A 21,918-nucleotide genomic window follows, 5' to 3' on the forward strand; every position below is an offset into this window, starting at 1 on the left:
TGATCGCCGGGCGATCAGGGCGAGAAGAGCTTCGGTGCGGGACTCAGGCGTAGTCTGTGCAAGCGCGAACTATCTTGCTCCCTTCCATGACGGCCACTTGCGCACCGATGTGGTCGAGATGATCACCGCTGGGCGACGCGTAGGTGGTGAACGAGGCAGTCGAGCCCTTTCCGCTGTATTCGGAATGCCAGGCCCACTCGGTCACCCATCCGGCGTTGTCGTCTATGGAAACGAATCTGATGGCCACATGGTGGCCATCCGCGGCGGTGTCCTTGACCCAGCCGCTGATGTTCACGTGGTGGGCCGACCAGTTGCTGAACGTGAGACTTCCCGATGCGCCGGTCACGGAGCACGCGGCTCCGCCACCCGCCGCGCTGGCGTTGGTCACCGTGGTCGTCGCGAATATCGCCACCGCCGCGACGCCTGTGATGGAAAGACGCTTGAGTGTGTTTCCCATCCGGCGAAAATAGCGGCCTCATGATGCACATGACAGCGCGATTCAAGCCACCCGATCAAGCGTGCATGACTGGGTACCGTCCCCCGTGAGCAGCCATCCCGAGACGGATTGAGCAGGGAGACCGGCTCTTACGGGTGCAGCCGTGGCGGTGGAACACCAGAGCGGCGGGCTGTCGGTGCCTTCGCACAGGCATACTTGGCCTGTCGCATCCCCGGAGGGCATCCGTCCGGTGCGGCATGATGGGGCTCATGGGGACCCTGGGGGACGACTTCCGTCTGATCGCGGGCCGTTACCGCCTTCAGGAGCGGATCGGGCGCGGTGGCATGGGTGTCGTGTGGCGGGCGAGCGACCAGGTCCTGGGCCGGCAGGTGGCGGTCAAGGAACTCGCCCCGGACGACGCGCTCGCCGACGACGACGCCCGCCGCCGCCGTGACCGCACCTTCCGCGAGGCCCGGGCGGTCGCCCAGCTGCGGCACCCGCACATCATCGTCGTGCACGACGTGGTGGAGCACGACGGGCGGCCGTACATCGTGATGGAGCTGGTCGGAGGCGGCTCGCTCGCCGACCGGATCAGCGCGCGCGGACCCGTCGACGCCACCGAGGCCGCCCGGATCGGCATCGCCCTGCTCAGTGCGCTGCGCACCGCGCACGCGGCGGGCGTCCTGCACCGGGACATCAAGCCCGCCAACGTGCTGATGGAGTCCGGAACCGACCGCGCGGTGCTCACCGACTTCGGTATCGCGCAGGTCGCCGGCGCCACGACGCTCACCGAGACCGGGTCCTTCGTCGGCTCGCCCGAGTACACCGCCCCGGAGCGGATGTCCGGGGTGCGGACCGGGCCGGAGTCCGACCTGTGGTCGCTGGGCGCGCTGCTGTGCACGGTGCTCAGCGGCGAGTCGCCGTTCCGGCGCGACTCGCTCGGCGGCATCCTGCACGCCGTCGTCGCCGCCGAGATCCGGCCACCCGCCGAGGCCGCGCCGCTGCTGCCCGTCGTCCGGGGCCTGCTGGAGCGGGATCCGGACCGCCGCCTGGACGCGGCGGAGGCCGAGCGGATGCTGTGGGCGTTCCTGGAGACGGGACACACGCCCGAGACCGGCGACGGCGGCGCGTCGTCCAGGTCCGGCGGCACGGGCGACCGTACGCACACCACGCCCTACACCCCGACGCAAGCCGACGTCCCGCACCCCGCCCTCACCGCCCTCGCGTCGCAGCGCGCCGAGCCGCCGCCCACCGGCCGGCAGTCCACGCGGGGGGTGCTGATCGCCGCCCTGCTGGTCGCCGCCGTTGCCGGGGCGGGCGTGTCGGCGGCGGCGCTGCTGTTCGACCGCGGCGGGGACGGGGGCGGCGGCACTCCGGGCGCCACGGCGAGCCGCAGCCCGGTCCCGCACACGCGCCCCAGCGCCTCCCCGGGCCCGACGGTCACCGTGACCAGGTCGGCCACCGGTTCCCCGACCGCCGCCAAACCGCCCGCCGTGCCCTCGGGTTACCACCTCGCCCGGGACCCCGGCGGCTTCTCCCTCGCCGTACCGGACGGGTTCTCCCGCAGCCCGCAGGGCGAGCGCGTCTTCTACCTGTCCGACGGGCAGACCTTCCGCCTCGGCATCAAGGTCGCCGACCCCGAGCCGGGCGGCCCCGCGGCGGTGATGAAACGGCAGGCGGCGGCCGGCGCCCGGACGAACCCCGGATACCGAGACGGCCGGCTCACCCGGACCACCCACCGCGGACATCCGGCCACGCTCTGGGAGTTCACCTGGAACGGCTACACCGCGGCCGAGGGCCCGCGCCACACCTACGACCTGTGCTGGGAGGAGGGCGGCCGGATGTACGACGTCTGGGTCTCGGCGCCGGTCGGGCAGGTGCGGGAGGCCCGGGAGTACTACGACGTGGCCGTCGACACCTTCTCGGTCACGGGTCTGTGACCGGTTGGCGCCCGCTGTGGATTCGGACGCGCATGGCGCGATATGGATGAACCATGAGTACTGACGGGGGATCCGGCCGCGGCGCCGACGACACGACGAGTTTTGTTCTGCAACCGCCGAACGCGCAGCCCGGCCCGCCGAATCCGTACGCCACGCCCGCCGCCGTACCGGCCCCGTCCCGCCCTGCGGATCCGGGTGCCGGGCGGCTCATCGCCGGTCGCTACCGGCTGCTCGCCAAGCTGGGACACGGCGGCATGGGCACGGTGTGGCGGGCCAAGGACGAGACGGTGGACCGCGAGGTCGCCGTCAAAGAGCCCCGCGTACCGGAACACCTTCCCGAGCGCGAACGCGCCAACGCGTTCGAGCGGATGCGCCGCGAGGCCCGCGCGGCGGCCCGCCTCGACCACCCGGCCGTGGTCGACGTGCACGACGTCGCGGTCGTCGACGAACGCCCCTGGATCGTGATGGAGCTGGTGCGGGGCCGCACCCTCGGCGCCGCCCTCCAGGAGGGCACCCTCGACACGCGCGAGGCGGCCCGGATCGGCCTGCACGTGCTCGGCGCGCTGGAGGCGGCGCACGCGGCCGGCGTCCTGCACCGGGACGTCAAACCCGACAACGTGCTGCTCGGCCGGCACGACCGGGTCGTCCTCACCGACTTCGGCATCGCGCAGATCGAGGGCGAGACCAATCTGACGGACACCGGCGGCTTCGTCGGCTCGCCCGAGTACATCGCGCCGGAACGGGTGCTGGGGCAGCGTCCCGGCCCCGCGAGCGACCTGTGGTCCCTCGGCGTGGTCCTCTACACCGCCACCGAGGGCGTCTCCCCGTTCCGTCGCAGCAACACCCCGGCCACGCTGCAGTCCGTCCTCAACGCCGTCCCGGCCCCGCCGTCCGCACCGGGCCCGCTGGCCGAGGCCGTGACGGGCCTGCTCCAGAAGGACCCGGCCCACCGTCCCACGGCGGCCCAGGTCCGGACCCTGCTGGAGAAGGCCGCCCAGCCGCCGGCCCAGCCGCCCGCCCCGCCGGAGCCCACCCGCCCGGTGCCCCTGCCCACCGCCCCCGCCCGCACCTTCCGCATCGGCCCCAAGGCGTGGCTCGGTGCGGGCGCCGCGCTGCTCGCGGCCGTGGTCGCCGGCTACCTGGTGCTCGCCGACCCGTTCGCGGGCCCGCTGCCCCCAGGCTTCGAGAAGCGGACGGAGGCCGCGCTCGGCGCCACGGTCGCCACCCCGGCGTCGTACCACGTCATCAGGCCCGGCAAGGACGACAGCGACAAGAACTGGGTGATGTACGAGGACGAGAGCGGCGCCCTGTGGGTCAGGGTCAACCTCGCCCGCAAGTCCCAGGACACCTCGCACACCATCGAGCACACCGCACCGGCCCAGATGTACGCCGACGACAAGACGTTCCGCAACGACGGCTACTACGACCTCGACATGCCCGGCGGCGCGCGGACGCACACGGACGACAAGGTCAGTTACCACGGCGAGCAGGCGGCCCAGAACACCGTCGACTACACGACGGACGACAGCCAGAACCCTCGCAAGCGCGAACTGCAGGTCTTCTACTACCGCACCAAGTCCGGCGACATGTACCGGATCCTCATCTCTTACCCGGGCGAGGGCGACTTCACGGCCCGCGGCCGCGAGGTGGCGAAGACGGCGATCGCGAGCCTGGACATCAACAAACCTTGACCTGCGCCGTCCCCTCCGCCATGCCGACGTCGCCCGCCCACCGGCCGGACCGGGACGATCAGGCATCAATCCCACCGCGGATGACGTTCGGTATGCCGGCATTGGATACGGAAGGATCCGGTCCGGTCCATTGAGGTGCATGCGGCGCCAATGGCTGGATTCCGTGGGGCCGCCGCGTCCCCGCGGCCGCCCGGTCTGCTTGACGTCTTTTATGCAGCTCATATTTAGTCAACCCTTACGTGATTCACAGGCCGCCCTTACTTGGGCGGCCCCGCAAAACAACTAGGGGTGGGGTGTGCGTACGCGTACACGTCTGACGGGAGCGCTGGCCACGGCGGCCGGCGTCTTCCTGACGGCAATGGGGGTCGTGACGCTGGGTGCGCCCCCGGCGACTGCGACCACGTGCACGGGCGGAACGGCCAGTGACTTCAACGGGGACGGAATCACCGACACGGTCATCGCCGACCCGGACGCCACGGTGGACGGAGCCAAGAAGGCCGGACTCGTGCGGATCGTGCTCGGCGGCGGCAAAGGCGTGTCGGAGCTCTCCCAGGCTCTTCCCGGCATGAACGCGACTCCCGAGCAGGGAGACGGCTTCGGGTTCTCGCGCACGTCGTACGACGTCGACGGGGACGGATGCACGGACCTGGTGGTCGGCACCCCCTTCGAGGACATCGCCCAGGACGGCAAGCAACTGGTCGACGCCGGCGCGATCTACGTCTTCCACGGCACGCCGACCGGTATCGGCGCGGGTTCGCAGATCGACGAATACACCCAGACACAGCTCGACCCGGCCACCTCCACCGAGGCGTACGACTGGTTCGGCTACTCGGTGCGGGCGGGCTCGGCCGCGAGCGGCGCGCCGTACCTGGTCGTCGGGGTGCCCGGTGAGGACGTCACCGTGGACGGCACCACCTACCGGGACGCCGGCTGCGTCGAATACGTCCAGGGGACGACCGTCGTCTCGGAGAACGAGGACAGCCCGAACGTACCCGGCAACGTCGAGACCAACGACCGGTTCGGCTACTCCGTCGGCGGGACGAACCGCTACTTCGCGGTCGGCTCGCCCGGCGAGGCCATCGGCGACCAGGCCTTCGCGGGCGGCGTCGCGATCTTCAGCCAGACCCTCTCCGGCGGGCGGCCCACGCCCCTCGTGGGCATCGACCAGGACAGCACCGGTATCGGGGGCGTCCCCGAGGCGGGTGACGGCTTCGGCACGTCGATCTCCGTGACGAACTACCGGCCGAGCGACCAGACGTACAACTCCGACGCGCTCATCGCCATCGGCGTCCCCGGTGAGGACATCGGGACCACGCCGGACGCGGGCAGCGTCACGGTGGTGCGGGTCCAGCCGTCCGGGGCGGTCACGCAGATGGCGTCGGCCGACGCCACCACCCCGGACGTCGAAGGAGACGCGGTGGCCGGGGACTTCCTGGGCCAGCGGGTGACGATCGCCAACACCGACACCGGCGTCGTCACCACGAGCGCCGACATCCGGCTCGCCGTCGGCATCCCCGGCAAGGACACCGCCACCGTCAAGGACGCGGGGGCGATCCAGATCTTCCGCCCCCTGGACGCCGCGATCGGCGCGAACGACAGGCTGCTCACCCGCGGTTCGGGCCTGCCGGGCATGGCCACGGCACGCGACTACCTCGGCATGGCCCTGGCCTGCGGCAGCACGAACCTCTACGTCGGCGTGCCGTTCAGCAAGGCCGCCGACTCCTCGAAGGGCGTGCTGTACGTCCTGCCGTGGACGGACGCCGACGGGACGACCAGCACCGGTACGACGACGTACCTGCCGGGCCAGGGCGGCCTGCCCGACGCGGGCGAGGCGTTCGGAACGGTCGGATGAACGACGGTCACCAGACTTCGGGCAGAAGGAACAACCGCACCATGAAACTCCGCAGAAGCGGCAGACGCCGAGGCGTCGCCGCCGCGACCGCGCTCGCGGCGCTGCTGGCGACCGGGCTGAGCGCCGTGCCGGCCGAGGGCCAGGCCGCCGCCACGGCGACGGCCGTCAAGGACAAGCACCCGGCCAAGGGCCCCGCGGCGCTGACCGCGAACGCCGCCCAGGCCGCGGCCCACCGGTCCGGCCACCGGCAGGAGATCCTCAGCCTGCGCGACGAGCGCAGCACCACCTACGCCAACCCCGACGGCACGTTCACGACCGACGAGTACGTCCAGCCCGTGCGCACCCGCGTCGACGGCACGTGGAAGGACATCGACACCACTCTGGTCCGGCAGAAGAACGGCTCCTACGCGCCCAGGGCCGCCCTGTCCGCCATGTCGTTCTCCGGCGGCGGCGACACGACCTTCGCCGAGATCCAGCAGGACGGGCGTGCGCTCTCCCTCGACTGGCCGAAGAGGCTGCCCCGGCCGAAGGTCGACGGCTCGACCGCCACCTATCCCGGTGTCCTGCCCGGCGTCGACCTCACGGTGACCGCGAGCGCCGAGGGCTTCTCGCACGTGCTGGTCGTCAAGAACGCCAAGGCGGCCGCCGACCCCGAACTCGACAAGCTGCGGCTCGGGCTGGACACCTCGTCGGTGAAGCTGAAGGAGACCGGGGACGGCGGTCTCAGCGCCACCGACGCCGGCTCCGGCGGCACCGTCTTCGAGGCGCCGCAACCGGTGATGTGGGACTCCAGCCACGCCGCCACCGACCGGCCGGCCACGGCGGACACGAGCACCCAGACGCCCCCCGAGGGTGCCCGGGTCGCCGACGTCGGCGTGGACGTCACGTCGGACGCCATGACCCTGACCCCCGACAGCGGCCTGCTCACCGGCAAAGACACGGTCTACCCGGTCTACATCGACCCCGTGGTCAAGACCGCCAATCGCAGCTCCTGGACCATGGTGTCCTCGTACTACTCGGGCACCTCGTTCTGGAAGTTCGACGACGACGAGGGCGTGGGCCGGTGCCCGGCCGACGTGTCGTACCGCTGCGCCAGCTCCACCGACGTCAAACGGCAGTTCTTCGCGATTCCCACCGCCACCTTCGCGGGCAAGGACATCGTCAGCGCGGAGTTCGCCGTGACCCAGGTCTTCACCTACAGCTCCAGCGCCCGCGAGGTGCAGCTGGCCCGGGTCAACAGCACCGGTGCGAGCGCGATCAGCTCGTCCACCACCTGGTCGAACCAGCCTTCGTCCAAGGAGACGATCGCCACGAAGTCGCCCACGGAGACAGCGGGTTCGTGCACCTCGACCAACCAGAACGTGCGCTTCGGCGTGACCGGCACCGTTCAGAAGGCCGCCGACAACGGCTGGGGCACCACCACCTTCCGCCTCAAGGCGGGAAGTGAGTCCGACACGTCGTACTGGAAGCGGTTCTGCGGCAACGCGCACCTGGAAGTCACGTACAACAGGCCGCCGCTGGAGCCGGCCCAGAGCGACCTGAGCATGGTCCCCGGCGACACGTGCGAGTACGGTCACGCCACCGACCACTACGTGACCGAGGCGCCGACCCTGTACGCGGTCATCAAGGACTACGACCACAACGACACGGGTTCCAACAGCGAGAGCCTCCAGGCGCACTTCAAGATCTGGTGGACCAGTGGCTCCACCGAGGTCGTCCACTACGCCACGACACAGAAGAAGACGACCACGGGCACGGGCCAGACCGGTCAGGCCACGTTCAAGTACAAGGTGGGCGACGACGTCTCCGGCGACGGCGAACCGGGCTTCTCGATCCCGGAGAACACCACCATCGCCTGGCAGGTCCAGGGCTACGACCAGCAGGCCTACGGCCCCTGGTCCACCGACGGCGACCAGACGCGCTGCGAGTTCATCTACGACACCCACAAGCCCAAGTCCGCCGCCATCACGTCGGCCGAATACCCGGCGGACGACGCCTGGCACGCGGGCGTCGGCGACTACGGCTCCTTCACCATGGACTCGCCGTCCACCGACGTGACGGCCTACTCCTACTACTTCACCGGCCCGCAGGCCGACACCACCAAGCGGAAGGTGACTCCCGCGGTCACCGGCGGCCCTGCCACCGTGCGCTGGATGCCGCCGAGCGAAGGCTCGTACACCCTGCACGTCACCGCCATCGACGGCGCGGGCAACGCGCAGCTGACCCCGACGGCCTACGTCTTCCTGGTCAGCGACGGCCGCGCACCCGTCGCCGGCTGGACCCTCGGCGACGCGAAGGGCGCCACGAAGGCGGCCGGCTCCAGTGGCACACCCGACGCCACCGCCGGTTCCGGAGTGACCTTCGGCGCCCAGGGCCCGCTCGGCTCGACCGACACGGCCGCCTCGTTCGACGGCACCGAGAACGCCTACCTCGACGCGGGCGCGCCCGCCGTCGACACGGGCAAGACCTTCTCGGTGAGCGCCTGGGTGATGCTGCCCACGCTGCCCACCCAGAACGCGACCGTCGTCAGCCAGGACGGCACGGCACAGCCGGGCTTCGAACTCGGATACGACGTCGACACGCACTCCTGGACCTTCCGCATCCCCCTCAGCGACATGGAGTCGCTGGGCACCTGGAAGGTCTCGGGCGCGATGGCCGTCGCCAACAGCTGGACGCATCTGATCGGCGTGTACGACGCCGAACTCGGCAAGATGATGCTCTACGTCAACGGCGTCCTCGTCGCAGACGACGTCCAGGGCCGCCACACCACCTGGAACGCCACGGGCGCCGTACAGATCGGACGCAAGCTCTCGCCCGGCGGCTACATCAACCAGTTCAAGGGCAGCGTCGCCGACGTCAAGTTCCACGACCGGGTCATCCCGCCCACCGAGGGACAGGAACTCGGCGGCATCCAGCCGCACCAGCTGGCCTACTGGCAGCTGGACCAGGCCACGGCCGGGCTTTCTCCCGAGACGAACGGCGGCACCGGGCTCACCCTCGGCGGAGGCGCCTCCATCTACGTACCGGACGAGTCCTGCGACCCCGAGGCCGACCCGGACTGCGTGCCGCCGGCCCCGCCCCTGTGGGGCGACGGGAACCTGGTCCTCAACGGCACGGACGCGTACGCCACCCGCGCCACAGGACCGCTCTCCGCACAGGACAGCTTCACCCTGACCGCCCGCGCCCGCCTCGCGTCGGCCAACCCGGCCGCGGACGAGACGGTGCTGTCCCTGGCGGGCGCCAACGACAGCGCGATCAAGGTCAGGTACCAGGCCTCCAGCGACCGCTGGCAGCTCGTGGTGACCAGCGCGGACTCGGCGACCCCCGTGACCACCACGCTGCTCGACAACGCCGACCCGCCCAGCTCGGAGGGCGACGGCGACCACCTCGCACTGGTCTACAACGCGGTCTTCGGCGACGTGCTGCTGTACGTCAACGGCACCGCGGTGGCGGACGCCTCCTGGGACAACACCTGGGACTTCAGTACGACCAGCCTCCAGGTCGGCCGTGCGCTGACCGGACAGACGGCGGGCGAGTACTTCTCCGGTGCCGTCGACGAGGTGCGCATGTACCAGGGTCCGCTGGACGCCTCACTGGTGACCACCGTCGCGGTGCTGCCGGGCGGCTCCAGCATCGAGGAGACCCCGGCCTGACCATCTCCGTGCATGGGCGGGCGGCCTCGGTGCCGCCCGCCCATCTCGGCGTGCGCACCTTTTCCTTCATCACCCCTGATCCAATGGAGACTTCATGTCCTCGCCTCCCTGGTTCCGGTCGATCAGACCGGCCTGGCGACGCGGCCGAAGGCGGACGGCGCTGGTCCTCGGACTGGCCCTGTCCATAGGGCTGCTTCCGACCTATGTCCCCGAGGCCGTCGCCCACGACGGCCTGACCCGGCCGAAGACCCAGACCAGCCTCGACAAGCCGGTCCCCGGCCACGACGTCGCGGCCAAGGCGTTCAAGAGGACCGACCAGGCCAAGAAGGCCGCGGTCCGCACGACGCACAAGGCGCACTGGCCCAAGGCCGGCGCCGCCGAGGTCAGACTGTCCGGCAAGGCGGCCGGCGCCAAGGGCCTGCCGCTGTCGGCGAAGTCGGCCGGCGGGAAGAAGGGCGCGCACTCCGTCCAGGTCCGCATGCTGGACCGCGCGGCCGCCCGGACGGCGGGCGTGGACGGTGTCCTGTTCACCCTCGCCCGCACCGACGGTGGCACCACCAAGGGCGACGCCCGCGTCACCCTCGACTACTCGGGCTTCGCGGGCGCCTACGGCGGCGACTACGCCTCCAGGATCCGGCTCGCCCAGTATCCGGCGTGCGTCCTGACCACGCCGCACAAGAAGTCCTGCTCCACACCGACGTACCTGAAGAGCAGCAACGACGCGGCGAAGCAGACGGTCACGGCGACCGTGCAGGCGGCGGCCGACACCTCCGGCCCCTCCACCCAGCTGCTCGAAGCGGGCTCCACCGGCTCCTCGGCCACGGTCGTGGCGGCGACGGCGGGCAGCAGCGGTGACGGCGGCGACTACAAGGCGACCAGCCTCGCGCCCTCCTCGCAGTGGGGTGTCGACGCCAGCTCCGGCGCGTTCACCTGGTCGTACCCCATGACCGTCCCGCCGGTCCCCGGCGGCCTGCAGCCCACGGTCGGACTGAGCTACAACTCCCAGTCCATCGACGGCCAGACGGCGACCACCAACAACCAGGGCTCGTGGATCGGCCAGGGCTTCTCCTACGACCCCGGCTACATCGAGCGCAGCTACAAGCCGTGCGCCGACGACGGGCACGACGACACCAACGGCGACGAGTGCTGGGCGTTCGACAACGCCACGTTGTCCCTCACCGGAGGGACCTCCGGACAGCTCGTCAAGGACGACAAGACCGGTGAGTGGCGGATCGGCTCCGACGACAACTCCAAGGTCGAGCACCTCACCTCCGCCACGAACGGCGACAACAACGGCGAGTACTGGAAGATCACGACCTCCGACGGCACCCAGTACTACTTCGGACTCAACCACCTGCCCGGATACGCGAGCGGTGACGAGGCGACGAACTCCACCTGGACCACGCCGGTCTACGGCGACGACTCCGGCGAACCCTGCTACAACGCCACTTTCGCCGACGCCTACTGCACCCAGGCCTGGCGCTGGAACCTCGACTACGTCGTCGACCCGCACGGCGACGCCATGTCGTACTTCTACGGCACGGAGACGAACTACTACACCCAGGGCCTGAAGACCACCGAGAACGGCAAGGCCTACATCCGGGGCGGCTACCTCAAGCGCATCGACTACGGTCAGCGCGACGGCAAGGCGTACGCGGACAAGCCGGCCGCCCAGGTGCTCTTCAGCACCGCCGAACGCTGTGTCGGTTCCCTGACGGACTGCTCCGCCGGCGCGCTGAAGGACGACACCGCCGCCGACTGGCCCGACGTCCCGTGGGACCAGAACTGCGCCAGCGGTACCAAGTGCCCGGGCCAGAACTCGCCGACGTTCTGGACCCGCAAGAAGCTCACCAAGGTCACCACGCAGATCCGCACCGGTGACGCGACGTACTCGCCGGTCGACGAGTGGAGCCTCACCCACGTCTTCACCGACAACGGCGACGGCTCCAAGTCCCTGTGGCTCAGCAAGATCGACCACACCGGAAAGACCGGCACCGACGTCTCGGTCCCGTCCGTCGAGCTGTACGGCACCCAGCTGCCCAACCGCGTGGACCAGACCGGCGACAACCTCCAGCCGTTCTACCGCTTCCGCCTCTCCGGCGTGAAGAACGAGTCGGGCGGCGCGCTCAGCGTCAACTACGCCGACAACCAGTGCACGACCAGCAACGTCCCGGCCGAGGACTCCTCCACCAAGCGCTGCTTCCCCGTGAAGTGGAGCCCGCCGGGCGTCACCGACCCGATCACGGACTGGTTCCACAAGTACGTGGTCAGCTCGGTCGTCCAGACCGACCTGACCGGCCAGAACCCGGACCAGGTCACCTCGTACACGTACCTGGGCGACGCCGGCTGGCGCAAGACGCCCGCCGACGGCATCACCAAGTCCGAGGACCGCACCTGGAGCGACTGGCGCGGCTACGGCAAGGTGCAGGTGGTCACCTCCGCCGGCACCAACGACCCGTCCAACACCAAGACGGAGCACGTCTTCTTCCGCGGACTCGACGGTGACGTCGACAAGGACGGCCACACCCGCTCGGCCACGGTCACCGACTCCAACGGCGTCTCGTACGAGGACACCGACTGGAAGGCCGGCCAGGAGCTGGAGACGATCACCTACAACGGCTCCGCCGTCACCGAGAAGTCGGTGACCGTGCCGTGGACCGCGGTGACCGCCACCGAAACCCATGACTGGGGGACGCACAAGGCCCGCTATGTCGCCACCGGTTCGACCGACACGTACACCGCGCTCGCGGTGGGCGGCTGGCGGCACACCGCGTCGACCACGACGTACGACGACACGACCGGCCGCGAGATCCAGACCGCCGACGCCGGTGAGGTCGGCGTCGCCGACAACCAGTGCACCCGCACCGAGTACGCGGACAGCGCGAGCGCGCACATCTACTCGCTCGTCTCGCGGGTGGAGACGGTCGGCGTCGACTGCGCCACCACCCCCGACCGTGCCAAGGACGTCATCTCCGACGACCTGACCTACTACGACGGTTCGACCACCCTGGGCGCCGCCCCCACCAAGGGCGACATCACCATGACCAAGCGGCTGTCGGCGCACGACGGCACGACGGCCACGTACCAGACGACCGCCGTGAGCACGTACGACGCCTACGGCCGCCCGCTGGTCGTGAAGGACGCGGACACCGCCTCGTCCTCGACGAAGTACACGTCGTCGACGGCCTACACGGACACCTACGGCCTGGCGACCAAGTCGACGGTCACCAACGTCGACGGCTGGACGACCACGACGGAGTACGCTCCGCAGTGGGGTCTGCCCACGGCGAAGACCGATGAGAACGGCAAGCGCGCCGACCTCGCCTACGACGGCCTCGGCCGCCTGGTCTCGGTCTGGTTGCCCGACCGCTCCAAGGCATCCGGCCTCACCCCGTCCCTCAAGTACGAGTACCTGATCCGCTCGGACGCCGGCCCCACCGCCGTGCAAACCGAGAAGATCCAGGCCGACGGCACCACGTACGGCAGCGAATGGGCCCTGTACGACGGCTTCCTGCGGCCACGCCAGCAGCAGACGGAGGGGCCCGGGGGCGGCCGTATGGTCGCCGACACCCTGTACGACGGCTCCGGCCGGGTGGTGAAGGTCAACGACACCTACTACACCTCCGGTGCCCCGTCCTCGACACTGTTCCAGCCCGTCAACGCCGACCTCGACGCGCAGACGGTCACCCAGTACGACGGCGCGGGCCGCACCACGGCGACCATCACCGAGGTCCAGGGAACGGAGAAGTACCGGACGACCTACGCGTACGGCGGCGACCGCGTCACCACGACCCCGCCGAAGGGCGGCGTGAAGACGACGGCCGTCACGGACGCCCGTGAGCGGACGATCACCCAGGTCCAGTACCCCGCCGACGGCGACACGGTCACCACGTCGTACGGCTACGACGCCGCCGGCCGGCTGACGAAGGTCACGGACGACAAGGGCGACGCCTGGTCGTACACCTACGACCAGATGGGCCGGAAGAAGACCTCGACCGACCCCGACACCGGCTCGGCGTCCTACACCTACGACGCCATGGACCGGCAGACCTCGGCCACCGTCAACGGGGACAAGACGTCCACCGTCTACGACGAGCTGGGCCGTGCCGTCTCCACCTGGCAGGGCGAGGCGAACACCGGCACCAAGCTGTCCGTGACCAAGTACGACACGGTCGCCAAGGGCGAGCTGTACGGCGTCTACACGTACAAGAACGGCGCGGTCTACTCGTCGACGACCTACCCGGTCCTCGACCCGGACAACGACTACAAGCCGGTTTCGACCAAGTACTACCTGTCCAAGACGGCCGAGCCGCAGCTGGGCGGCACCTACGAGTACACCGACCAGTACAACCGGGACGGCACGCTCCAGGGCGAGGGTCTTCCGGCCGCGGGCGACCTGCCGGCCGAGGCACTCTCGTACGCCTACGACAACCTGCAGCGCCTGACCGGCCTCAACACATCTCTCACCGGCGGGAGTTACGTCACCAGCGCGTCCTACTCGCCCACCTCGAACCTGGAGCAGCTCGAGCTGTCCACCGGGGTCTCGGGGACGCCGAAGACGTGGATCACGAACTCCTTCGAGGCGGGCACCGACCGGCTGACCAACTCGCGGGTGGACGTGGAGGGCGCGGCGAGCGTCGCCTACGACGCGAACTACACCTACGACGACGCCGGCGACATCCTGTCCATCGCGGACACGCCGACCGGCGGCACGAGCGACGTGCAGTGCTTCGCGTACGACGGTCTCGGACGCATGTCCTCGTCCTGGACGTCCTCCTTGGCGTCCAACGACGCCAAGGGCACGGGCAGCACGGACACGTCCTGCGCGTCGGGCGCCTCGCCGTCCACGGTGGGCGGCGTCACCCCCTACTGGACGGACTACGGCTACGACTCGATAGGCAACCGCACCAGCGAGGTCCGGCACGGACTGAACGGCACCCCGACCTCCAGCCGCACGTACGCGTACGGCAAGGGCTCGGGACCGAACGGCCAGGACTCCGGCCCGCACACCGTGTCGTCGATCGTCCAGAAGACGGACGCCACGGCCACCACCCCGGAGGTCACCTCCCAGAACACCTACGGCTACGACGCCACCGGCAACACCACCAAGCGCGTCCTGGACGGCGACACCCAGTCGCTGGCCTGGGACAAGCAGGGTGAACTGACCACGGTCACGAACGCCGACGACTCGGTGACGTCGTACCAGTACGACGCCACGGGCACCCGGGTCCTCCGGGACACCCCGACCGGGAAGACGTTCTACCTGCCGGGCATGGAACTGGACCTGGACAAGTCCACGTCCAAGGTGACGGCGACGCGCTACTACAGCTTCGGCGACACCACGGTGGCGATGCGGGGGGCGGACGGCGTCCACTTCCTGGCCTCGGACCACCAGGGCACGGCCGACCTCGCCGTCGACGCCAAGACGGGCGCGACCATCCGTCGCCGCTCCGACCCGTTCGGCAACGCGCGGGACGAGTCCTCGTCCTCCGGTTCCGGCTGGGTCAACGACAAGGGTTTCGTCGGCGGCACCATCGAGGCGTCCACGGGTCTGATCACCCTCGGCGCACGCGAGTACGACGCAGACACGGGCCGCTTCATCTCGGCCGACCCGATCGTCGACTACACCGACCCGCAGCAGATCAACGGCTACGCCTACGCCAACAACAGCCCCGTGACGTACAACGACGCGTCGGGTCTGCGGCTGGCCAACTGCGTGGGCGGCTGGAACGAGTGCGGACCCGGCCCGTCGAAGCACCGGGGCGCCTGGACCGACGACCCCGGCGGCCAACCCATGAGCAAGTCGGGCGGCCACTCGACGTACACGACGGCCCAGGCCGAGGCGGACGTCGCCAAGATCGACGAGGACTCCGCCAAGCAGAAGGCGATCGCGATCGCCAAGGAGCTCGGCAAGATCGCCGCCGATGAGCTGGGCATCACGGACGCCCTGGACTGCTTCACCACGGGCGCCCTCGGTGCCTGCGGCAACACAGCCCTCAACGTAGTGTCCTCCTTCCTGGGCGGCGGCCCGCTCGCCAAGCTGGCCAAGAAATATTTGTTGCGCTGGGACAAGGCAGCAGCCCTGGCCAAGCGAGTCTGGGGCCTGGGCAAGAAGCTCCTGAGCACCTTCAAGGACTGGCAGAAGAGCCGCAAGGAAGCGAAGCGGCTGGAGGAGGCGGCCACAGCCTGCAAGGTCAACAGCTTCACACCAGAAACTCTGGTGCTGATGGCCGACGGGTCCAGGAAGAAGATCGCGGACATCAGGATCGGCGACAAGGTCCTGGCCACCGATCCCGAGACCGGAAAGACCAAGACCGAGACCGTCACCGCCGAGATCAAGGGCACCGGCCTCAAGCACCTGGTCAAGGTCACCGTCGACACGGACGGCAAGAAGGGCTCGAAGACGGCATCGGTCACCGCGACCGACGGCCACCCGTTCTGGGTCCCGGCCCTCCACGCCTGGCTCCCGGCGACCGGCCTGAAGTCCGGAGAATGGCTCCGCACGAGCACCGGCACTCGGGTCCGGATCACCGCGGTCGCCCACTGGACGGCTCTGACGGCGACCGTGCGCAACCTGACGGTCAGCGAGCTGCATACGTACTATGTGCTGGCGGGTGCAACGCCAGTATTGGTGCACAATGATGGCGAGCCTGTCACCGATGACTTCAATCAGGCGCGGAATCAAGCTCTGGATTGGCTGAGCTCTCGCGGATTCAAAGCTGACAAAGTGACATTGGGCAAGTTCGGGACGATCAAAGGTAAGCCCATCGGCATGCAAACGGCCAACGGCAAGGTGGGATTCCGAATCGAGTTCGATGATCGAAGCGGGGCCCACATCAACGTATGGGCAGGAAAAGAGAAGGGTCCGCACTTCCAGTTCAAGGCCACTGAAGAGACCGTGACGAAGCTTCAGGGTCTGCACGGATGCGGGTGATGGAGGAATGGCTTGTCCGGTGATTATTGGGAAGAAGAGGTATTCTCCATACCGCCTCTAGCTGCCCTGAGGAAAACAAGCGCGCCAGACGTATTCGATTGGTTGGAGCTCCATTTCGATTTCGCGGGAGGGAAGATCGATTGGTCTCGCGTGAGCGGTAGGCATGAGCATTGGCGAATCGACGATGCGCAGCTACTCGCAGCGAGTGCCGCCAGGGAAATCTGCGCAAGGATCCGGCCAGGCTCTGTAGTCGAACATGTGGGAGACGGACTTTCTCCCTACGGTGTGCGTTTTACGGAAGATGGCGCCGCTTCGGTCACGGCTGCACTTCTTGAGGTGCCGGAGCATCACTACTTCCTCGCAGAAGATCGGGCCTGGATTGTGGTGGTCTCCTTCGAGGGCGACCTGGATGTTTTGGATCGAGTCGGCACTTAGCGGGATCAGAGGTGCGCGACGTCATGAAAGCTGCAAATTCTGCGGCTTCCATGCTGAGTAACCGCCTCTGGGGCTCACCGCTATGCGGCGGGCCCCAGGGGCGGTTGGCGTACGGAGCCAGCCCCAGGGGTCCGGCGCCGCTCACCCGGAGCCGGTCCGAGGAGGGCCAGTCGACCCGGACCGCGGAGATCGTGTCACTCACCACATCCACCGCCGTCACGGTGTACGGGGCTCCTGCACGCGGCGTCCGAGCCCCGGCCCGGTCCGACGGCGCCTGTGAGCGAGTCCCCGCCCCGGCGGCGTACCGCCTTCTCCGCTCTCCGCCCGCTCCTCGCTAGAAAACCCGGAGCGAGTGATCGTCCCTCGACAACCCCCTGATCAGCGCATTTGCTGCCAGTGATCACTGGCGTTGTGTGTGCAGTCGGTGAATCCCTGTTACCGACGGGTACACAAACGGGCCCGCGCGGCATACCCTGCGCCTCATGACGGACTCGCAGGCCCCGGAGAAGACCGGCACCGGCACCAACCCCATCGCGCCCGCCCCGGAAGGCGCCCGTACCGCCGCCGACGTGGTGACGCCCGAGCTGGTGGCGCAGCTCACCAAGGGCGTCGTCGGCTCCGGCCGTACCGCCAGTCACACGCCGTTCACCGGCGAGAAGCTGGCCGACCTGCCCGAGTCCACCCCCGAGGACGTCCAGCGCGCCTTCGAGGCCGCGCGCGCCGCCCAGTCCGTGTGGGCGAAGACGCCGGTACGGCAGCGGGCCGCCGTCCTCCTCCGCTTCCACGACCTGCTGCTGGAGCGGCAGGCCGAGGTGCTCGACCTCGTGCAGCTGGAGACCGGCAAGGCCCGCCTGCACGCGCACGAGGAGGTGCAGGCCGTCGCCGTCGCCGCCCGGCACTACGGCCGCCGGGCCGCCGCCTACCTGCGGCCCAAGCGGCACACCGGCGCGATCCCGACCCTCACCAAGGTCACCGAACTGCGCCACCCACGTGGTGTCGTCGGGCAGATCGCCCCCTGGAACTACCCGCTCGAACTGTCCGTCGGCGACGCGCTGCCCGCCTTCGTCTCCGGCAACGCCGTCGTGATGAAGCCGGACACCGAGACCTGCCTCACCGCCCTGTGGGCCCGCGACCTGCTCGTCGAGGCGGGCCTGCCGGCCGACGTCTTCCAGGTCGTCCTCGGCGAGGGCCCGGTCGTCGGCCCCGAGCTGGTCCGGCACGCCGACTACGTCTCCTTCACCGGCTCCACCCGCACCGGCCGCGAGGTCGCCGTCGGCGCCGCCTCCCGCCTGGTCGGCGTCTCCCTCGAACTCGGCGGCAAGAACGCCATGCTGGTCCTCGACGACGCCGACATCGAGAAGGCCGCCGCGGGCGCGGTCCGCGCCTGCTTCTCCTCCGCCGGCCAACTGTGCATCTCCATCGAGCGGCTGTACGTCCACGAGTCGGTCGCCGACGCCTTCCTCGAGCGCTTCGCCGCCCGCACCCGGGCCATGCGGCTCGGCAACTCCCTCGCCTACGGCGCCGACATGGGCTCGCTGGTCGGGGAACGGCAGCTGGAGACCGTCGAACGGCACGTCGAGGAGGCCGTCGCCAAGGGCGCGAAGGTGCTCGCCGGCGGCGCCGCCCGTCCCGACATCGGCCCCTACTTCTTCGAGCCCACCGTCCTGGACGGCGTCGAGGACTCCATGGCCGTCTGCGAGGAGGAGACCTTCGGACCGGTCGTCTCCGTCTACCGCTTCAGCAGCGACGACGATGCCGTCGAGCGCGCCAACGCCACGCCGTACGGGCTGAACGCGTCCGTGTGGACGAGCAGCGCCCGCCGCGCCCGGGACATCGCCTCCCGCCTGCGCACCGGCACGGTCAACGTCAACGAGGGCTACGCACCGGCCTACGGCAGCGTCCAGTCCCCGATGGGCGGCATGAAGGACTCCGGCCTCGGCCGCCGCCACGGCTCCGAGGGCATCCTCAAGTACACCGAGGCCCAGACGATCGCCCACCAGCGCCTGCTGCCGATGGCGCCCTCCCTGGGCATGTCGGACGAGGGGTACGCCCGCTTCATGAGCACGAGCCTGAGGGCCATGAAGGCACTCCGGTTCCGCTAGCCACCAACCGGGTCACCGTCCGGTGGCCGACCCCCGTCCCGACGAGGAGAGCACGTGTCGCAGGAGAAGTCTGTCCAGACCCGGGACGAGGACGGGTACGACGAGGGGTACGACTATGACGTCATCGTGGTCGGATCGGGATTCGGCGGCTCCGTGTCCGCCCTGCGCCTGACCGAGAAGGGCTACAAGGTGGGCGTCCTGGAGGCCGGCCGCCGCTACACCCGCGACACCCTGCCCAAGAACTCCTGGGACCTGAAGAACTACCTGTGGGCCCCCAGGCTCGGCATGTTCGGCATCCAGCGCATCCACCTGCTCGGCAACGTCATGGTGCTGGCCGGCGCGGGCGTCGGCGGCGGCTCGCTCAACTACGCCAACACCCTCTACGTCCCGCCGAAGGCCTTCTTCGACGACCCCCAGTGGCGGGGCATCACCGACTGGCAGGAGGAGCTGAAGCCGTACTACGACCAGGCCCGGCGCATGCTCGGCGTCCGGCTCAACCCCACCATGACCCCCTCCGACGTGCACCTGAAGGCCGCGGCACAGCGGATGGGCGTCGGCGACACCTTCCACATGGCACCCGTCGGCGTGTTCTTCGGCGACGGCAAGGACGCCGACGGCCACGCGAAGGCCAAGCCGGGCGGCGAGGTGAACGACCCGTACTTCGGCGGCGCCGGCCCGTCCCGCAAGGCGTGCACCGAGTGCGGGGAGTGCATGACGGGCTGCCGGCACGGCGCGAAGAACACCCTCAACGAGAACTACCTCTACCTCGCCGAGAAGGCGGGCGCGGTGGTCCACCCCATGACGACCGTCGTGTCGGTCACCGACGACTCCCGCGGCGGCTTCGCCGTCGCGACCCTGCCCACGGACCAGAAGAAGAAGGGCAAGGGCCGCATCCTCACCGCCCGCAAGGTCGTCATCGCGGCCGGCACCTACGGCACGCAGACCCTGCTGCACCGGCTGAAGGCGGGCGGCCAGTTGCCGTACGTCTCCGCCCGGCTCGGCGACCTGACCCGCACGAACTCCGAGGCCGTGGTCGGCGCGCAGACCGACAACCGCCGCTACCGCAAGGCGACCGGTGCGCCGAGGGCCGACTTCACGCGCGGTGTCGCCATCACCTCCTCGATCCATCCGGACGAGAACACCCACATCGAGCCGGTCCGGTACGGCAAGGGCTCCAACTCGATGGGCGGCCTGTCGATCCTCCAGGTGCCGTACGCCGAGGGCTCCTCCCGCCTGCTGGCCTGGCTTGCGAACGCGGCCCGGCATCCGATGCTGGTGGCCCGCTCGCTGTCCAACCGGCGCTGGTCGGAGCGGACGATCATCGGCCTGGTGATGCAGTCGCTGGACAACTCGCTGACGACCTACCTGAAGCCCGGCGGCGTCGGCAAGGGCCTGCTCACCGCGCGGCAGGGGCACGGCGCCCCCAACCCCAGGCAGATCAAGGCCGCCTCCGAGGCCGCCACGGTCCTCGCCGACGAGATCAACGGCTTCGCCGGCAGCAACGTCGGCGAACTGATGGGCACCCCGCTGACCGCGCACTTCCTCGGCGGCTGCCCCATCGGCGACTCCGCCGAGACCGGGGTGATCGACCCGTACCACCGGCTGTACGGCCACCCCGGCATCTCGGTGGTGGACGGTGCGGCGGTGTCGGCGAACCTGGGCGTCAACCCGTCGCTGACGATCACGGCGCAGGCCGAGCGCGCGATGTCGTACTGGCCGAACAAGGGCGAGGAGGACCCGCGTCCGGTGCCCGGAGCGGCGTACGAGCGGCTGAAGCCGGTCGAGCCGCTGCGGCCGGCGGTCCCGACGGAGGCGTTCGGCGCGCTGCGCCTGCCCTTCCTGGGAATGCCGACGGTGCCGCCCAAGGAGTAGACCGGCGGGCGTGCGGGGCACGGCGAAGGACCTGCGTCCCCCTCCGAACGCAGGTCCCTCGGTCTTACCGCTTTTGTGATCCGGTAGCAGGTTTGATCAGCGAGAACACAGGAAGGTTGCACGGCCTCCGTCACCTCTTCGTGTGTCTCGCGTCACATATGCCTCGCCTGCGCACGACGAAGGGCCCCGCGGGAGTGCCGGCCGCGGGGCCCTTCTTTCGTCAGCACCGGCGTCGGGGTGCGCCGGTGCCCGGGGAGCGGCGCCGGGGGGAGGTGCGCCGCGTGGATGGTCGTGTTGCGGTCGTGCCGGGTCGTGCGGGGTTCGTGGGTGTCGTGCGGTGGGCGTCGTGGAGGGGCTCGATCCGTCTGCGCGGGGACGCGGGGAGCTGCTGCGCATCGGTGCTGAACGGTTCCGCCGGCCGGCCCCGGGCGTCCCCGGAGCCGACCGTTCTCTTGGATGACCGGGCTGCTGTCCCCTGCCGTCCGGTCACGTCCTGGAGCGAGGTCCCACGGCGTACGGCACGACCCGTACGCCTCATCGCCCCAGCGAGCCACGCGTGGTTCTGTCGGGCCCGCCCCTGGCTGGCACGGACACCTGGCTCAACGAAGGGGTGCGCCGGCCGGTCACGGCGCCGTACGGGTGAGAGCGGCCCCGAACTCAGATACGACCCCGGCACAGCTCCAGCAGGGTCATCGCCAGCGCCGTGCCCGGCTTGCCCAGGGCGTCCCGGAAGTGACCGAGCACCTCCATCTCCCGCGACAGGCTCACCCGTCGGCCGCCGGAGGCGATACGGGTCTCCTGGATGACGGCGGAGACGGCCATCCGTTCCTGGATCAGGCCGATGATCCGGTCGTCGAGCGCGTCGATCCGCGCGCGGGCGTCCGCGATGGACGCGCCGGCCTTGATCTCCTCCGTGACGCCTTCTGTGATGTCTTCGGTGATGTCTTCCGTGGTCGTGGTCATGTCGGGGCCTCCTGGTGAGTACGGCTGACGGCTGCCCCGG

Annotated in this window: 10 protein-coding genes; 8 read left to right on the forward strand and 2 right to left on the reverse strand. The window is 69.8% G+C overall.

The features are described from left to right. Positions 1–43: 43 nt before the first annotated feature. Positions 44–457 carry a hypothetical protein gene (locus ABZ854_RS01420; RefSeq protein ID WP_361202452.1) on the reverse strand — a complete coding sequence of 138 codons (414 nt, stop codon included), beginning with the start codon at positions 455–457 and terminating at the stop codon, positions 44–46. A 248-nt stretch (positions 458–705) separates the two neighbouring features. Between ABZ854_RS01420 and ABZ854_RS01425 the strand changes: the two genes are divergently transcribed. The 8 genes from ABZ854_RS01425 (at position 706) to ABZ854_RS01460 (ending at position 20,915) form a co-directional block, all read left to right on the forward strand. Further along, the gene (locus ABZ854_RS01425; RefSeq protein WP_361202454.1) at positions 706–2,376 is read left to right on the forward strand and encodes a protein kinase; all 1,671 of its coding nucleotides are present in this window, start codon (positions 706–708) and stop codon (positions 2,374–2,376) included. Positions 2,377–2,429: 53 nt separating this feature from the next. Further along, positions 2,430–4,067 (forward strand): serine/threonine-protein kinase, encoded by a 1,638-nt coding sequence (locus tag ABZ854_RS01430; protein WP_361202456.1) that lies wholly within the window; start codon positions 2,430–2,432, stop codon positions 4,065–4,067. Between the two features lie 295 nt (positions 4,068–4,362). Further along, the gene (locus ABZ854_RS01435; protein WP_361202458.1) at positions 4,363–5,919 is read left to right on the forward strand and encodes an integrin alpha; all 1,557 of its coding nucleotides are present in this window, start codon (positions 4,363–4,365) and stop codon (positions 5,917–5,919) included. Positions 5,920–5,960: 41 nt separating this feature from the next. Beyond that, entirely contained in the window at positions 5,961–9,572 is a 3,612-nt protein-coding gene (locus ABZ854_RS01440; RefSeq protein ID WP_361202460.1) for a LamG-like jellyroll fold domain-containing protein, read from the forward strand. A gap of 94 nt (positions 9,573–9,666) precedes the next feature. Beyond that, positions 9,667–16,506, forward strand: coding sequence for an RHS repeat-associated core domain-containing protein (locus ABZ854_RS01445; protein WP_361202462.1), 6,840 nt, complete (start codon positions 9,667–9,669; stop codon positions 16,504–16,506). A gap of 12 nt (positions 16,507–16,518) precedes the next feature. Then, a complete protein-coding gene (locus ABZ854_RS01450) occupies positions 16,519–16,941 on the forward strand; it encodes a hypothetical protein (protein WP_361202464.1) in 423 nt (140 codons plus the stop codon). Positions 16,942–17,423: 482 nt separating this feature from the next. Continuing rightward, on the forward strand, positions 17,424–19,043 hold the full coding sequence (locus tag ABZ854_RS01455; protein ID WP_361202465.1) for a succinic semialdehyde dehydrogenase: 1,620 nt from the start codon (positions 17,424–17,426) through the stop codon (positions 19,041–19,043). Positions 19,044–19,097: 54 nt separating this feature from the next. Further along, entirely contained in the window at positions 19,098–20,915 is a 1,818-nt protein-coding gene (locus tag ABZ854_RS01460) for a GMC family oxidoreductase (RefSeq protein WP_361202467.1), read from the forward strand. Positions 20,916–21,572: 657 nt separating this feature from the next. On the opposite strand, the gene ABZ854_RS01465 is transcribed toward ABZ854_RS01460, so the two are convergent. Continuing rightward, positions 21,573–21,878, reverse strand: a complete 306-nt coding sequence (locus tag ABZ854_RS01465; RefSeq protein ID WP_361202469.1) for a chorismate mutase — start codon at positions 21,876–21,878, stop codon at positions 21,573–21,575. Positions 21,879–21,918 lie beyond the last annotated feature (40 nt).

This window comes from Streptomyces sp. NPDC047028, assembly GCF_040644095.1.
In the GTDB taxonomy this organism is placed as follows: domain Bacteria; phylum Actinomycetota; class Actinomycetes; order Streptomycetales; family Streptomycetaceae; genus Streptomyces.

Bases quoted from the DNA above. Each gene is read 5' to 3' on its own strand.
- ABZ854_RS01430 (WP_361202456.1), top strand. From the start codon at position 2,430: ATGAGTACTGACGGGGGATCCGGCCGCGGCGCCGACGACACGACGAGT.
- ABZ854_RS01465 (WP_361202469.1), bottom strand. From the start codon at position 21,878: ATGACCACGACCACGGAAGACATCACCGAAGACATCACAGAAGGCGTC.
- ABZ854_RS01440 (WP_361202460.1), top strand. From the start codon at position 5,961: ATGAAACTCCGCAGAAGCGGCAGACGCCGAGGCGTCGCCGCCGCGACC.
- ABZ854_RS01420 (WP_361202452.1), bottom strand. From the start codon at position 457: ATGGGAAACACACTCAAGCGTCTTTCCATCACAGGCGTCGCGGCGGTG.
- ABZ854_RS01445 (WP_361202462.1), top strand. From the start codon at position 9,667: ATGTCCTCGCCTCCCTGGTTCCGGTCGATCAGACCGGCCTGGCGACGC.
- ABZ854_RS01425 (WP_361202454.1), top strand. From the start codon at position 706: ATGGGGACCCTGGGGGACGACTTCCGTCTGATCGCGGGCCGTTACCGC.
- ABZ854_RS01455 (WP_361202465.1), top strand. From the start codon at position 17,424: ATGACGGACTCGCAGGCCCCGGAGAAGACCGGCACCGGCACCAACCCC.